Annotated in this window: 15 protein-coding genes, 1 pseudogene and 1 riboswitch; of the genes and pseudogenes, 13 read left to right on the forward strand and 3 right to left on the reverse strand. The window is 72.8% G+C overall.

From position 1 onward, the window contains the following. Nucleotides 1-27 precede the first annotated feature (27 nt). Nucleotides 28-1011: an ABC transporter permease gene (locus ABZU32_RS32875; RefSeq protein ID WP_354928382.1), complete on the reverse strand. Its 984-nt coding sequence runs from the start codon at nt 1009-1011 to the stop codon at nt 28-30. A 404-nt stretch (nt 1012-1415) separates the two neighbouring features. Here ABZU32_RS32875 and ABZU32_RS32880 point away from each other — a divergent pair, with 404 nt between their 5' ends. The 6 genes from ABZU32_RS32880 to ABZU32_RS32905 all read left to right on the forward strand — a co-directional run bounded on the left by ABZU32_RS32880 (nt 1416) and on the right by ABZU32_RS32905 (nt 6230). Next, nucleotides 1416-2225 carry an oxygenase MpaB family protein gene (locus ABZU32_RS32880; protein WP_354928385.1) on the forward strand — a complete coding sequence of 270 codons (810 nt, stop codon included), beginning with the start codon at nt 1416-1418 and terminating at the stop codon, nt 2223-2225. Nucleotides 2226-2319: 94 nt separating this feature from the next. Further along, nucleotides 2320-2450, forward strand: a riboswitch (FMN riboswitch). Between the two features lie 304 nt (nt 2451-2754). Continuing rightward, nucleotides 2755-3363 carry a riboflavin synthase gene (locus ABZU32_RS32885; protein ID WP_354928388.1) on the forward strand — a complete coding sequence of 203 codons (609 nt, stop codon included), beginning with the start codon at nt 2755-2757 and terminating at the stop codon, nt 3361-3363. Next, nucleotides 3360-3980: a nicotinamide riboside transporter PnuC gene (gene pnuC / locus ABZU32_RS32890; protein WP_354850215.1), complete on the forward strand. Its 621-nt coding sequence runs from the start codon at nt 3360-3362 to the stop codon at nt 3978-3980. Before ABZU32_RS32885 ends, pnuC begins: the two co-directional genes overlap by 4 nt. Further along, entirely contained in the window at nt 3977-5194 is a 1218-nt protein-coding gene (locus ABZU32_RS32895) for a bifunctional 3,4-dihydroxy-2-butanone-4-phosphate synthase/GTP cyclohydrolase II (RefSeq protein ID WP_354928391.1), read from the forward strand. The genes pnuC and ABZU32_RS32895 overlap by 4 nt, the downstream gene beginning before the upstream one ends. Nucleotides 5195-5231: 37 nt before the next feature. Beyond that, the gene (ribH, locus tag ABZU32_RS32900) at nt 5232-5702 is read left to right on the forward strand and encodes a 6,7-dimethyl-8-ribityllumazine synthase (protein ID WP_354850221.1); all 471 of its coding nucleotides are present in this window, start codon (nt 5232-5234) and stop codon (nt 5700-5702) included. A gap of 72 nt (nt 5703-5774) precedes the next feature. Further along, nucleotides 5775-6230, forward strand: coding sequence for a PH domain-containing protein (locus ABZU32_RS32905; RefSeq protein WP_354928394.1), 456 nt, complete (start codon nt 5775-5777; stop codon nt 6228-6230). Nucleotides 6231-6316: 86 nt separating this feature from the next. Here the strand turns inward: ABZU32_RS32905 and ABZU32_RS32910 are convergent, their stop codons facing one another. Next, on the reverse strand, nt 6317-6889 hold the full coding sequence (locus tag ABZU32_RS32910; RefSeq protein ID WP_354928435.1) for a WYL domain-containing protein: 573 nt from the start codon (nt 6887-6889) through the stop codon (nt 6317-6319). A 41-nt stretch (nt 6890-6930) separates the two neighbouring features. Here ABZU32_RS32910 and ABZU32_RS32915 point away from each other — a divergent pair, with 41 nt between their 5' ends. After that, on the forward strand, nt 6931-7503 hold the full coding sequence (locus tag ABZU32_RS32915) for a hypothetical protein (RefSeq protein WP_354928397.1): 573 nt from the start codon (nt 6931-6933) through the stop codon (nt 7501-7503). A gap of 38 nt (nt 7504-7541) precedes the next feature. On the opposite strand, the pseudogene ABZU32_RS32920 reads toward ABZU32_RS32915, so the two are convergent. Continuing rightward, nucleotides 7542-7691: pseudogene (locus tag ABZU32_RS32920) on the reverse strand (alkanesulfonate monooxygenase); the annotation flags it as partial. 256 nt (nt 7692-7947) lie between these two features. Here ABZU32_RS32920 and ABZU32_RS32925 point away from each other — a divergent pair. From ABZU32_RS32925 to ABZU32_RS32950, 6 genes are all read left to right on the forward strand, one after another. Continuing rightward, nucleotides 7948-8802: a MoxR family ATPase gene (locus ABZU32_RS32925; protein WP_354928438.1), complete on the forward strand. Its 855-nt coding sequence runs from the start codon at nt 7948-7950 to the stop codon at nt 8800-8802. Beyond that, complete coding sequence (locus ABZU32_RS32930; protein ID WP_354928400.1) at nt 8795-9964, forward strand: VWA domain-containing protein; 1170 nt, start codon at nt 8795-8797, stop codon at nt 9962-9964. The genes ABZU32_RS32925 and ABZU32_RS32930 overlap by 8 nt, the downstream gene beginning before the upstream one ends. Continuing rightward, nucleotides 9957-11096, forward strand: a complete 1140-nt coding sequence (locus ABZU32_RS32935) for an XdhC/CoxI family protein (protein ID WP_354928403.1) — start codon at nt 9957-9959, stop codon at nt 11094-11096. The genes ABZU32_RS32930 and ABZU32_RS32935 overlap by 8 nt, the downstream gene beginning before the upstream one ends. Then, nucleotides 11093-11668 (forward strand): nucleotidyltransferase family protein, encoded by a 576-nt coding sequence (locus ABZU32_RS32940; RefSeq protein ID WP_354928405.1) that lies wholly within the window; start codon nt 11093-11095, stop codon nt 11666-11668. The genes ABZU32_RS32935 and ABZU32_RS32940 overlap by 4 nt, the downstream gene beginning before the upstream one ends. 76 nt (nt 11669-11744) lie before the next feature. Continuing rightward, a complete protein-coding gene (locus tag ABZU32_RS32945) occupies nt 11745-12548 on the forward strand; it encodes an SAM-dependent methyltransferase (protein ID WP_354928408.1) in 804 nt (267 codons plus the stop codon). A gap of 172 nt (nt 12549-12720) precedes the next feature. Further along, nucleotides 12721-13761, forward strand: coding sequence for an LLM class F420-dependent oxidoreductase (locus ABZU32_RS32950; RefSeq protein ID WP_354850247.1), 1041 nt, complete (start codon nt 12721-12723; stop codon nt 13759-13761). The last annotated feature ends 122 nt before the right edge of the window (nt 13762-13883 follow it).

Genomic DNA, 13883 nt, shown 5'->3' on the forward strand with positions numbered 1-13883 from the left:
TAGAGATGTGCAGGGTGCGTGGCCGGGTCAATGTCTGATCCTCGGGTCGAAGGCGTCCCGGACCGAGTCACCCAGGAGGTTGAAGGCGATGACGAAGATGAGGAGCGCGATGCCGGGGAACATCAGGTAGGTGATGTCGGACTGGTAGACCTCGGTGCCGCGCAGGAACATGCGGCCCCAGTCGGGGACCGGCTCGATCATGCCGACGCCGAGGAAGGACAGCGCCGCCTCGGAGGTGACCAGCGCCGGCAGCAGCAGCGTCGACTGGATGAGGATCGGCGTCCACAGGTTGGGCAGCAGCTCCTTGAAGATGATCCGGGCCGGAGACGCGCCGGTGACCCGGGCGGCCTCCACGAACTCCCGCTCGCGCAGCGACAGCACGTTGCCGCGCAGCAGGCGCGCCAGCCCGGCCCAGCCGAACACGGTCAAGAAGATGATCAGCGCGGCGGCGCGCAGCCACACCGGGGTCTCCTCGTCCGGCTTGACCAGGAGGTTCTCCAGCACGGGCATGAAGGCGATGATGAACAGCGTCGAGGGGAAGGACAGCAGGACGTCGATGGCGCGGCCGATGAGGTAGTCGGTGCGCCCTCCCGCGTACCCGGCGACGATGCCCACCACGATGCCGAGCACCGTCGTGATGATCGTGGCGGCCAGGGCGATCAGCAGCGAGGTGCGGATGCCGTAGACGAGTTGCGTGAACACGTCGCGGCCGAGCCCGGGTTCGATGCCGAACCAGAACTGCGAGCTGATGCCGCCGTTCGGCAGGATCGGGAAGCCGTAGGCGTTGAGCAGCCCGGGGTTGTCCAGCCCGTAGGTCGTGTAGGGGTCCTTGCCGTACACCGCCGAGATCAGCGGCGCGCCGAGCGCGACCAGGACGAAGAACACGACGATGACGGCGGAGACCACGCCCGTCTTGTCGCGGCGGAAGCGCCGCCACATGAGCTGGGCCGGCGAGCGGCCCACGAGGGTGGTCTCGCCGGTGCCGGCGGTCGCGGCCTGGACGGCGTCCACGGGGTCGGAACCTTCGGTCCTTGCCGGAGAGGGGAGAGCCATTGTGCGGGTGCCACCCCAGAGATCTGATCGCAGTAAATCGTGACTAGAGGGAACTTTGGCAATTAATTAGCCGTTGGTCAATCTCCTGGCCGCCCGCTGAGGAGCTTTTTAACGTTCGTTGTGCAAAGTCAATCAGGTTGTGTCCGCTACCCCATTGACCTGCGGCGATGGCGTACGACACACTATGGATCCCCTGTCGCGCGCTGTGTCACGATTTTGTGACACAGCCATGACCTGGCCATGACGTGACCGTCCGCATAACAGGCGTCCCCCGTAAAAGTGCCCGCTCCTGCGCGGTTCCCGGTGTGGACGGCGGAATCCGGGGTAACGCGTCACTTACGGGTTCTGCGGAGGTGTGCGCGATGGACCACGGGCTCTTCGGTCCGCAGTCGGTGACCTGGCGGGTGATGGGGGAGCCCGTCCAGTTCGTCGGCGGCTTCCGCGCGCTGCTCATGCAGGGCCTGCACCCGCGGGCGATGCGCGGCCTGGTGCAGAACTCCGCCCTCCTGGACCCCGACGAGGCGTGGGCGCGTTTCTGGCGCACCACCGAGTTCGTCCGGGTCCGCACCTACGGCACCACGGCCGAGGCCGGCAAGGCGGGCGCCCGGGTGCGCAAGATCCACGCCAGGCTGACCGCGCACGACCCCGACACCGGCGAGGACTTCCGGCTCGACGACCCCGACGCGCTGCGCTGGGTCCACGTCGGCGAGGTCGACTCCTACCTGACGGTGGCCCGCCGCGCGGGCGTGCGGCTCAGCGCCGAGGACGCCGACCGGTTCGTCGCCGAGCAGCGGCGCTCGGCGACGCTCGTCGGGCTGGCCGAGGACGACGTGCCCGGCTCGGTGGCCGAGATGCGCGCCTACATCGAGGCCCGGCGCCCGGGTCTGTACCTGGTGCCCGAGGCGGCCCATCCGCTGCTGCTGTCGCTGAACGCCCCGGTGCCCGCGCGCCTTGCCGCGCTGAAGCCGGCCGTCCCGCTCATCACCCTGCTCGCGTTCGCCACGCTGCCACGCTGGGCCCGGCGGCTGTACCGGCTGCCGGCGACCCCGCTGGAGGACGTGTGGGCGGGCGTGGCGCTCAAGGCGCTGTACCACGGCACGCGGGTGATCCCCGAGGGGCTGCGCTACAGCCCGGACGCCCGGCGTGCCTGGAAGCTGATGTCGGCGGCCTGACCCCGGGGGTACCCCACCTACCAAGCGCTTGTTGACCATAGGGGTTCTCGCGGGTTACGCCCGCTTTGCCGAGCGTGGCACACTGAGAGCAGAGCAGCGTGCTCCGGGGTCGGTGAAATTCCGAACCGGCGGTGACAGTCCGCGACCCGGCCGAGTCCATCGGCCGGTTGACCTGGTGGAATTCCAGGACCGACGGTGAAAGTCCGGATGGGAGGAAGCGCGCGAGCGTCCGGCGATCCGTCGCCGTGCGCCTTCGTGGTGCCGTGCCGCACCCGATCACCCCGGGGCCCGCCGTGGCAAGAAAGCTACTGGCGAGTAGGAGGGGCCGGGTGGGCCGATCGTCGTATCCCGCGTGCCGCGCCGCAGAGCGCGCCGCGCCGTCCCGTGCCGTGCACACCCCGGCCTGGGTCCCCCGTGCCGCGCCCGAGGCGCGGAAGAGGCGGACGCCCCGGCGGGTTGGTCCCTCACGCACGCCACTGAACGGCCCGCGCTCCGGCCCGCCGCCGGCCGCGTCGCACAAGGAGATCTGATGTTCACAGGAATCGTCGAGGAGCTCGGCGAGATCGCCGCGGTGGAGGCGCTGCCCGACGCGGCCCGCTTCTCCGTCCGCGGCCCGGCCGTCGCCCCCGGGGCCCGCCACGGGGAGTCGATCTCGGTCAACGGGGTCTGCCTGACCGTCGTCGCCGTCGAGGGCGAGACCTTCACCGCCGACGTGATGAAGGAGACCCTCGACCGCAGCTCGCTCGGCGCGCTCACCCCCGGCGACCCGGTCAACCTCGAACGGGCCGTGCGCGCCGACCAGCGGCTCGGCGGTCACATCGTCCAGGGCCACGTGGACGGCACCGGCGTCGTGCTCGCGCGCGAGCCCGCCGAGCACTGGGAGATCGTGCGGGTGTCCCTGCCCGCCGAACTCGACCGTTACGTGGTCGAGAAGGGCTCGATCGCCGTCGACGGCGTCAGCCTCACCGTCGCCGCCGTGGAGCCCGGCGCGTTCGCCGTCAGCCTCATCCCCACCACCCTCGGGCTCACCACCCTCGGATCCAAGAAGCCCGGCGACCCGGTCAACCTCGAGGTCGACGTCATCGCCAAGTACGTCGAGAAGCTCCTCGCCCCCCGGGGACAGGGCGTGGCGTCATGAGCTGGACCGAGGCCGGCTTCGACCTGCTCGGCCAGCACGTGCTGTGGACCGACCTGGTCGGCAACATCTGCGCGCTGTCCACCGTCGTGCTCGCCATGAAGCGCACCATCTGGACCTGGCCGGTGCAGCTCGTCGGCTCGGTGCTGCTGTTCGTCGCCTCGGTCCAGGCCCACATCACCGGCAACGCGCTGAAGCAGGCGATGTTCGGCCTGCTGGCCCTCTACGGCTGGTTCCGCTGGATGCGCGGCACCAGGGACGGCGAGCCGCTGCCCGTGCGTCCCGGGCGCACCCGCGAGCGCCTCACGCTGGTCGCGGTCATGGTGGCCGCGACGGCGCTGGTCGCCCTGTTCTTCTCGGTCACCGGCTGGTCGTGGGCGCCGCTCCCCGACGCCTACATCTTCGTCGGCAGCGCCATCGCGACCTACGCCCAGGGCAGGGCCCTGATCGACTTCTGGTGGATCTGGATCGCCGTCGACCTCGTCGGCGTGCCCCTGGCGTTCGGTTCCGGCCTGGTCGTCTCCGGCGTCGTCTACGGAATCTTCTTCGTCATGGTCCTGCTCGGGATCCGCGAATGGCGGCGGCAGTACAGCCGCGGACTGGAGGTGGCAACGGCATGAGCGACATCACGCTGGACCCGATCGAGCGGGCGATCGAGGACATCGGCCGCGGCAGGCCGGTGGTCGTCGTCGACGACGAGAACCGCGAGAACGAGGGCGACATCATCTTCGCCGCCTCCAAGGCGACCCCGGAGCTGCTGGCCTTCACCATCCGCTACACCAGCGGCGTGATCTGCGTCCCCATGCTCGGGCGGGACCTGGACCGCCTCGGCCTGCCGCTCATGGTCCACCAGAACCGCGAGCGGCTGCGCACCGCCTACACCATCAGCGTGGACGCCCGCGACGGGGTGAGCACCGGCATCTCGGCCGCCGACCGCGCCAAGACCATCCGCACGCTGGCGGACTCGGCCACCGAGCCGTTCGAGCTGGCGCGGCCGGGTCACATCTTCCCGCTGCGCTACCACGAGGGCGGCGTGCTCGCCCGGCGCGGCCACACCGAGGCCGCCGTCGACCTCGCCCGGCTGGCCGGGCTCACCCCCGCAGGCGTGCTGGCCGAGATCGTCAACGACGACGGGACGATGGCGCGCCTGCCCGAGCTGCGGGTGTTCGCCGACGAGCACGACCTGGCGCTGGTGTCCATCGAGCAGCTCGCCGAGTACCGCCGCCGCACCGAGCGGGTGGTCCAGCGGGTCGCGGTCACCGAGATCCCCAACCGCTACGGCGTGTGGCGGGCCTACGGCTTCGCCAGCGGCATCGACGGCGGCGAGCACCTCGCCCTGGTGTACGGCGACCTCGGCGACGGGGAGAACATCCTGGTCCGCGCCCACAGCGAGTGCCTGACCGGGGACGTCCTGGGTTCGCTGCGCTGCGACTGCGGGGTGCAGCTCGACCACGCCATGCGCGCCGTCGCCGCCGAGGGCAGGGGAGTGATCGTCTACCTGCGCGGGCACGAGGGCCGCGGCATCGGCCTGCTGGCCAAGCTGCGGGCCTACAGCCTGCAGGACAACGGCAGCGACACCGTGGACGCCAACCTGGAGCTCGGCCTGCCGGTGGACGCCCGCGAGTTCTCCAACGCCGGCCAGATGCTGGCCGACCTCGGGGTCAAGTCGGTGCGCGTGCTGACCAACAACCCGGCCAAGCTGCGCGGGCTGGACGGCTACGGCATCAAGGTGCTCGGCCGCGAGGCCATGCCCGCCGCCGCCAACCAGTACAACATCAAGTACCTGACGGCCAAGCGCGACCGCCTCGGCCACCAGATCGAAGGCGTCCGATGAGCCGGCCCACGCCGGCCTCGGCGAGAGAGGAGAACCGGTGAGCGGTACCGGACGGCCCCAGGCCGCCCCCGTCGTCGCCGAGGGACTGCGGGTCGGCATCGTCGCGGCCCGCTGGCACCAGGAGATCACCGACCAGCTGGTGGCCCGTGCGGAGCAGGCGGCCAAGGAGTGCGGGGCCGAGTGGGTCACCGTCCGGGTCGCGGGCTCCCTGGAGGTCCCGGTCGTCGCCCAGGCCCTGGCGCGGCGCTGCGACGCGGTCGTCGCCCTCGGCGTGGTCGTCCGCGGCGAGACCGCCCACTTCCAGTACGTCTGCGACTCGGTCACATCCGGACTGACCCGGGTGTCCCTGGACGAGTCGACTCCGGTGGGCAACGGGGTGCTGACATGTGACAACCTTGATCAGGCCGTCGACCGGGCGGGCCTCCCCGGCAGCCATGAGGACAAGGGGTACGAGGCCACGGTCGCGGCTCTCGAGACAGCGATGGTGCTGCGTGACCTGAAGGGATGAGCGATTTGCCGCGCCGTTCAACCAGCCGACCGGCCCGCCGGCCGACCTGCCCCCACCGCCGGACGGGCCGCCGTGCCTGACACGGAGCAGGCACCGCCCCTGCCGATGACCTGGCGTCCGCGCCGGGCCATGATCCTGGCCTACGGGTTCGCCACGGTGATGGTCGTGGGGTCGCTCGTACTGGCCCTGGTGCTCCCGGCGCCGTTCAAGCTGCCCGACCGCATCGGCCTGGTGGCCTTCGGGTGCCTGGTCGGCTTCATCCTCCACCTGCTCGGCCGGCTGCGGGTGGAGGCCGACGACCGCGGCATCACCGTCGTCAACGCCGTGCGCGTCCACCGGTACGAGTGGCCCGAGGTGCTGGGCGTGACCATGCCCGAGGGCGAGCCGTGGCCCAAGCTCGACCTGGCCGACGGGTCCAGCGTCGGCGCCATGGGCATCCAGGGCGCCGAGAAGGCCCGCTCCCGCAAGGCCGTGGCCGAACTCCGCGCCCTCATCCACACCTACGGCGAGGCCCCCGACCGCGGCTGAAGAAGAGGGGGGACATGCCGCAGGCCGGTGACCGGGACGGGGGGCGGGTTCGGGGCGCCTCGGCGGTGGAGTCCAGGCAGGACCTGTCAGGTTTCGGACCCAGGTGACAGGGTGCGCGTGTCGTCCGGGCGATCGCCGGAGCCCGGTGCGTCACCGGCTCCGCCGGGGGGCTCGGCGGCGCGGGTGGCGCGGGCGCCCAGTTCGCGCAGATACGCCGATAGCTCGGGCGGCTCGTGCACCTCGAACTCGCAGCCCAGCATGAGCAGGCGCGCCGCCGTCCACTCCAGGGTGTCGGCCGGTCCGCGCAGGCGGCAGCTACGCTCGCCGATCGGTTCGACCTCTCCCGCGGCGGCGCCGAGCCGGCTTCTCACCTGGCCTGCCGGAAGGTGCAAGGTCGCCACCACCTGGTAGGTCGGCGCGAGCGAGTACATCTTGCCGCTGATGAACGCGGCCGCGTCCTGTTCGGGCGGCACACGGGCCGGGACCCGCACGCCGGTCGCCTGCGGCTCGCCGATGCGGTCGACGCGGAAGAAGCGCCAGTCGTCGCGGTCGGTGTCGTACGCCAGCAGATACCAGCGGCGCCCGGCCGCCACCAGGCGGTACGGCTCGGTCAGCCGCCGGGTCTCGGTGCCGTCGCCGGACCGGTAGGCGAAGCGCAGGCGTTCACGGCGGAGATTTCGGCGCCTACGTCGCGCCGGAGGTGGCCAAGGCCGCTCCGGACCACGTGGCCGGCGTCTACGTCGTCAGCGGCCTCGGCTTCCCCACCGAGAAGGACCTTCCGGACATGACCGAGGAGGAGCGGGCGGTCTTCGCGTGGTTCCAGCGACAGGACTGGATGAACGGAGTCGACCACCATGCGCTGTTGCGCGCGGCGCCGCAGACCTTCGCCTGCGGATGGCACGACTCCCCGATCGCGGCACTGGCCTGGATGACGCAGAAGTTCCACGAGTTCAACGCCTCCGGCAGGCCGCTCGAGCAGGTGATCGACCGCGACCTGTTCCTCACCAACGTGAGCCTGTACTGGTTCACCGGGACGTTCGGGACGTCGGCCTGGCCGTACTACGACAGCACCGGTTTCGGCTGGCCGGAGGGACAGATGGCCGTACCGACCGGCGTCTACAGCGGACCGCCCGGAATCCGCCGGCTCGCCGAACGCCACAACACCATCGTCCACTGGCCGCAGGACAACCCCGGCGGCCACCACTTCATCGCCATGGACCGGCCGGACCACCTCGCCGCCGACCTCCGCGCGTTCTTCGCCAAGGTCCGCTGACCGTCGCGGAACGGCCGCGTCGTCCTCGCCTGCCGGTGGCCCTCGTGCAGCGCCAGCATGCGCTTCTGCCCGACCGACTCGCTGCGGGCCAGAGTGCGCTGCGCGGCCGCGATGTCGGCGGGGTCGATGCGCGACAGCAGACGGCCGGCCTCGGCCCACGCCTCCTCGGAGGTGTCCCGGGTGATCACGGGGCGGCCGGTGGGTGGTCACCAGGGGGCGGCCGGTCCGCGCCCGTCTGGGCGTCCAGTGCGGGGGAGGACATGGGAGGACCTCGCAGGGTCGTCGCGTGGGGGCGCCCCCTCATAGTTGCCCCCTAATCCTACCAAGTCAATGGGTAATGCGCCGGACGGGCCTGTCCGGGCAGGGGCGAGGGCCCCGGGTGGCGCGTAATGTGAGGGGGTGCGGCAAGAGACATCGCGGGCCCGCGAGATCGAGAGCCCCGCCATGCTGGCCGGCCTGCTCGGCGAGCGGGCCTACCTCGCCGACGAGGGGCTCGCGACCGCGTGCTTCCTCGCGCTGAGAATGGGCCGCCCCCTGTTCCTGGAAGGGGAGGCCGGCGTCGGCAAGACCGAGCTGGCCAAGACCCTCGCCGCCGTGCTCGGCGCGCCGCTGATCCGCCTGCAGTGCTACGAGGGCCTCGACGCCGCCCAGGCGCTCTACGACTGGGACTTCGCCCGCCAGCTCCTGCACCTGAAGGCCGCCGAGGCCACCGGCGCGACCGGCGCGGGCGAGGCCGCCCGGCTGGAGGGCGAGCTGTACGACCGGCGCTTCCTGATCGCCCGCCCGCTGCTGCGGGCGCTGGAGACCCGGCCCAGCGTGCTCCTGGTCGACGAGGTCGACCGGGCCGACGACGAGTTCGAGGCGTTCCTGCTGGAGGTGCTGTCCGACTTCACCATCTCCATCCCCGAGCTCGGCACGGTCAGGGCCGAGACGCCGCCCGTCGTGGTCGTCACCTCCAACCGCACCCGCGACGTGCACGACGCGCTCAAGCGCCGGTGCCTGTACCACTGGCTGGAGCACCCGTCCTTCGACCGGGAGGTCGCCATCCTGCTCCGGCGGCTGCCCGACTGCACCGAGACCCTCGCCGGCCAGGTGGCCGCCGCGGCGGGGCGGCTGCGCGGCGCCGGCCTGCTCAAGCCGCCGGGCGTCGCCGAGACCCTCGACTGGACGCAGGCCCTGCTCACCCTCGGCGCCCGCGACCTGGACCCGGGGCTCGCCGCCGCGACGCTGGGCGCGGTGCTGAAGTACCGCGAGGACCAGCAGGCCGCCCTGGCGAACGGCCTGCTGCGCCATGCGTGAGGGCGGCTCCCGCCGCACCGCCGCCGGAGCGCGGCCGGGCGAGGGGGTCGCCGCGACCATGACCGCGAGCATGACGGCGACCATGACGGCGACCATGACGGGGTTCGCCCGCACGCTGCGGGCGGCCGGCGTCCCCGCCGACCACGAGCGCACCCAGGCGTTCCTGCGCGCCGCGGGCCATCTCGGCGCCGGAGACCCGGGGAGCGTCTACTGGGCCGGCCGCCTGACCCTGTGCGCCGGCCCCGACGACCTGCCCCGCTACGACCGGTGCTTCGCCGCCTACTTCGGCGGCGACCGCGCCCGCGCCGGCCGCGCGGCCCCGCCGGCGGTCACCGTCGTCCGGCACGTCGCCGCCGCGGACGGCGCCGGGACGCGCGAGCCCGGCGACCAGGAGGCCCTCGCGGCGACGGCCAGCCCCACCGAGGTGCTCAGACGCCGCGACGTCGCCCGCCTGACCGCCGCCGAGCGCGAGGAGATCAACCGCCTGCTCGCCCTGCTGCGCGCCCGCCGCGAGCAGCGCCGCTCCCGGCGGTTCACCCCGGCCGCCCGCGGCATCCTGGACCCGCGCCGCACGATGCGTGAGACCCTGCGCAGGGGCGGGGAGATCGCCCGCCTGCGCCGCCGCGCGCCGCGCACGACTCCCCGGCGCGTCGTCCTGCTGGTCGACGTCAGCGGGTCGATGGCCCCCTACGCCGACACGCTGCTGCGCTTCGCCCACGCGCTGGTGCGGTGCGAGCCGCGCGCCACCGAGGTCTTCAGCGTCGGCACCCGGCTCACGCGGGTCACCGGCGAACTGCGCCGGCGCGACGCCGGCGCCGCGATGCTGCGCGTGTCCGAGGCGATCCCCGACTGGAGCGGCGGCACGCGCCTGGGCGAGGAGCTCAAGGAGTTCCTCGACCGGTGGTCCTGCGCCCGGGGCGCGGTCGTGGTCATCGCCTCCGACGGCTGGGAGCGGGGCGACCCCTCGCTGCTCGGCGCCCAGATGGCGCGGCTGTCGCGGCTCGCCCGCCGGGTGGTGTGGGTCAACCCGCACAAGGGCCGGGAGGGCTACCTGCCGCTGACCGGCGGCATGCGCGCGGCGTTGCCGCACGTCGGGGCGTTCGTCGCGGGGCATAGCCTGGCGGCGTTCGAGGAACTGGCGGAAAGGCTGTCGCATGCGTGACGTGCTGTCGCAGATCGTGCGGTGGTGGGAGGCCGGAGAGACCTTCGGCCTGGCGACGGTGGTCGGCACCTTCCGCAGCGCCCCGAGGCCGCCCGGCGCCTCCATGGCCGTCCTCGGCGAGGAGGCCGTCGGCAGCGTGTCCGGCGGCTGCGTGGAGGGCGCGGTGTACGAGCTGGCTCAGGAGGTGACCGCCACCGGCCGCCCGGTGCTGCAGCGGTACGGGGTCAGCGACGACGACGCCTTCTCCGTCGGGCTCACCTGCGGAGGGATCATCGACATCCTCGTCGAGCCGGTGTCGCGCCGGACCTTCCCCGAGCTGGGCGAGATCGCCGCGTCGGTGCGGCGGCACGAGCCGGTCGCGGTCGCCACCGTCATGTCCGGGCCCGGGCGGGTCGGCGCGCGCAGGGTCGCCTGGGACGGCCGGGCGTCGGGGTCGCTCGGGGCCGCCCGGCTGGACGCCGCCGTGGACGACGACGCGCGCGGCATGCTCGCCCAGGGCCTCACCGGCGTGCGCAGGTACGGCCCCGAGGGCGAGCGGCGGCTGGACGACCTGGCGGTGTTCGTCCACTCTTTCGCCCCTCCGCCGCGCATGCTGGTCTTCGGCGCGATCGACTTCGCCGCCGCCGTCGCGCGCCTCGGCAAGTTCCTCGGCTACCACGTCGTGGTCTGCGACGCCCGCCCGGTGTTCGCCACCGCCAAGCGCTTCCCCGAGGCCGACGAGGTCGTGGTGAAGTGGCCGCACGACTACCTGTCCACCGCGCAGGTCGACGAGCGCACCGTCATCTGCGTGCTCACCCACGATCCCAAGTTCGACGTGCCGCTGCTGGAGGTCGCGCTGCGCACCCCCGCCGGTTACGTCGGCGCCATGGGCTCGCGCCGCACCCACGAGGACCGCCTGGAACGGCTGCGCGAGTCGGGGGTGCCCGAGGCCGACCTGGCGCGGCTGCGCTCGCCCATCGGCCTGGACCTCGGCGCCCGCACCCCGGAGGAGACGGCGGTGTCCATCGCCGCCGAGCTGATCCAGCTCCGCTGGGGCGGCTCGGGGCGGGCGCTGACCGAGACCAGCGGCCGCATCCACGGCGCCGACCAGGGGGAGACCGGCGCCGCCGGTCCCCGTGAGGAGCGCCCGTGACCCCGGTCGCCGGCCTGCTGCTCGCCGCCGGCGGCGGCAGCCGCTTCGGCGCGCCGAAGGCCCTGGTGGAGTACGCAGGGGAGCGGCTCGCCGACCGCGGCGTGCGGCTGCTGCGCGACGGCGGATGCGACCCGGTGCTGGTGGTGCTGGGCGCGGCGCCCGCAGGGGTCCCCGGCGCGGTCGAGGTGCACAACCCGCACTGGGCCACCGGCATGGGATCGTCCCTGCGCGCGGGGCTGGCGGCGGTGCCCGGCGAGGCCGGGGCGGTGGTGGTGGCCCTGGCCGACCAGCCGCTGATCCGCCCGGAGGCCGTGCGCCGCCTGGTCGCCGCCTTCCGGGCCGGCGCGACGGTCGCGGTGGCCGCCTACGGCGGCGCGCCGCGCAACCCGGTGCTGATCGCGCGCGAGCACTTCGCCGAGGTCGGGGCGCTCGCCGAGGGCGACGTCGGCGCCCGGCCGTTCCTGCGGGCCCATCCTGAGCTGGTGACGCCGGTGCCCTGCGACGACGCCGGCGACCCCGCGGACGTCGACACCCCGGGTGATCTGGACGCGCTCGGCGCCCGCGACGGCTGACCCGGCGCCACCTGCGCCTTTCCCGGCCACCGGCGCGGGCAGTACGATCATGCCATCGGCGGAGAGGAGACGGGTGATGGTGGACGAGCAGCGTCCTTCCAAAGAGCTGGACGTGGGCCGCCCGAACGTCGCCCGGATGTACGACTACTACCTCGGCGGCAAGAACCACTTCCCCGCCGACCGCGCCGCCGCCGAGAAGGTGATCGAGATCTCGCAGGGGAAGGTGCGGGAGGCGGTGCGCGAGAACCGCGACTTCCTCGGCAGGGCCGTCAGGTTCCTGGCCCGCGAGGTCGGGGTGCGCGGCTTCCTCGACCTCGGCGCCGGCCTGCCCACCCAGAGCAACGTGCACGAGGTGGCGCTGGCCGCCGCCCCGGACGCCCAGGTCGTCTACGTCGACAACGACCCCGTCGTGGCCACCCACGGCAGGGCGCTGCTCGCCACCAACCCGCGGGTGTCCTTCCTGGAGGCCGACCTGCGTCGCCCCGGCGAGATCTTCTCGGCGCTGCCCGCCACCTTCGCCCTCGACCGCCCGGTCGGCGTGCTCATGGTGTCGTGCCTGCACTTCGTCCCCGACCATGAGGACCCCTGGGGCCTGGTCGCCGCCTACGCCCGGGCGCTGCCGAGCGGCAGCCACATCGTGATCTCGCATCTCGGCTCCGACGCGTTCCCCTCGGAGATGGCCGAGGGTCGCAAGGTCTACGGAGCGGCCAACGCCATCCTGGAGGCCCGGCCGCGCGCGTCCATCCTGCGGCTGTTCGACGGGCTGCAGGTCATCGACCCCGGCGTCGTCCCGCTCAACGAGTGGCGGCCGTCCCCGGACGCCCTGCCGCTGGGCGGGGGGTTCCTGCCGGTGCTGGGCGGCGTCGGCCGCGTCCCCTAGCGTCAACCTGGCGTCCCCTGGCGTCCGTTGGTCACGTCCCCTCGCGCTCTGGTGTGCCCTGACGTCCCTGGGGTCCTCGGCGTGCCGTGGCCGCTTCCGGCCACGGCGCTGTTGGCCTTGGCCGTCGAAATAGGGGAACATCCTTCTGTTACCCACGAGTAGGAGGACCGGGATGCGCATCGGCATGGCACTGAACTACGCCGGGGGGTTCAAGGAGACCGTCGCCGAGCTGGCCGACTACGAGAGCGCCGGGCTCGACATCGTCTTCGTCGCCGAGGCCTACAGCTTCGACGCCGTGAGCCAGATGGGCTACATCGCCGCGAGAACCGAACGACTGCAGATCGCCTCCGGCATCCTGCCCATCTACTCGCGCACGCCCACGCTGCTCGCCATGACGGCGGCCGGCATGGACTACGTCTCCGACGGCCGTTTCGTGCTCGGCCTCGGCGCCTCGGGCCCGCAGGTGATCGAGGGCTTCCACGGCGTGCCCTACACCGCGCCGCTGGCCCGCACACGCGAGGTGATCGAGATCTGCCGCAAGGTGTGGCGGCGCGAGAGGCTGACCTACGAGGGCCGCCACTACACCCTGCCGCTCCCCGCCGGGCAGGGCACCGGCCTGGGCAAACCGCTCAAGCTGATCAACCACCCGGTCCGGCCGCGCATCCCGATCGTGGTGGCGGCCATCGGCCCGAAGAACGTCGAGCTGACCGCCGAGCTGGCCGAGGGCTGGGAGCCGATCTTCTACGTCCCCGAGAAGGCCGCCGGCGTGTGGGGCGCGTCCCTGGCGGCGGGCAAGGCCAGACGCGACCCCGAACTGGGGGAGCTGGACGTCATCGCCCAGGCCACCCTGGCGATCGGCGACGACGTCTCGGGCTACCTGGAGTTCGGCAGGCCGATGGCGGCGCTCTACATCGGCGGCATGGGCGCCAAGGGCAAGAACTTCTACAACGACCTGGCGCGGCGCTACGGCTACGAGCGGGAGGCCGAGCGCATCCAGGACCTCTACCTCGAAGGCAAGAAGGACGAGGCCGCGGCCCAGGTGCCGATGGAACTGCTGGAGAAGATGTCGCTGGTCGGCCCCGAGGGCTTCGTCCGCGACCGCGTCGCGGCCCTGCGGGAGTCGGGGGTCACCACCATCAACGTCAACCCGATCGCGGGGTCGCACAAGGAGCGCCTGGCGCTGATCGAGAAGATCAGGGAGCTGGCGGGCTGACCTGTCTCGCGGCGCGTCGCGGCGGCGTCGTCCGGTCCCCGTCCCAGGCCGGAGGCGCCCGCGCGGCCGTCCCCTTCGCTTCGGGCCTCAACATGCGCACGGCTGCATATAACGCTCTGTAG

The sequence above is a fragment of the Sphaerisporangium sp. NPDC005288 genome, assembly GCF_040607475.1.
Classification (GTDB): domain Bacteria; phylum Actinomycetota; class Actinomycetes; order Streptosporangiales; family Streptosporangiaceae; genus Sphaerisporangium; species Sphaerisporangium rhizosphaerae.

What these genes read in the sequence shown, in the direction of transcription:
- pnuC (WP_354850215.1), top strand. Translation starts at nt 3,360, where the DNA reads ATGAGCTGGACCGAGGCCGGCTTCGACCTGCTCGGCCAGCACGTGCTG.
- ABZU32_RS32925 (WP_354928438.1), top strand. Translation starts at nt 7,948, where the DNA reads ATGCTGGCCGGCCTGCTCGGCGAGCGGGCCTACCTCGCCGACGAGGGG.
- ABZU32_RS32895 (WP_354928391.1), top strand. Translation starts at nt 3,977, where the DNA reads ATGAGCGACATCACGCTGGACCCGATCGAGCGGGCGATCGAGGACATC.
- ABZU32_RS32930 (WP_354928400.1), top strand. Translation starts at nt 8,795, where the DNA reads ATGCGTGAGGGCGGCTCCCGCCGCACCGCCGCCGGAGCGCGGCCGGGC.
- ABZU32_RS32950 (WP_354850247.1), top strand. Translation starts at nt 12,721, where the DNA reads ATGCGCATCGGCATGGCACTGAACTACGCCGGGGGGTTCAAGGAGACC.
- ABZU32_RS32945 (WP_354928408.1), top strand. Translation starts at nt 11,745, where the DNA reads ATGGTGGACGAGCAGCGTCCTTCCAAAGAGCTGGACGTGGGCCGCCCG.
- ABZU32_RS32880 (WP_354928385.1), top strand. Translation starts at nt 1,416, where the DNA reads ATGGACCACGGGCTCTTCGGTCCGCAGTCGGTGACCTGGCGGGTGATG.
- ABZU32_RS32885 (WP_354928388.1), top strand. Translation starts at nt 2,755, where the DNA reads ATGTTCACAGGAATCGTCGAGGAGCTCGGCGAGATCGCCGCGGTGGAG.
- ABZU32_RS32935 (WP_354928403.1), top strand. Translation starts at nt 9,957, where the DNA reads ATGCGTGACGTGCTGTCGCAGATCGTGCGGTGGTGGGAGGCCGGAGAG.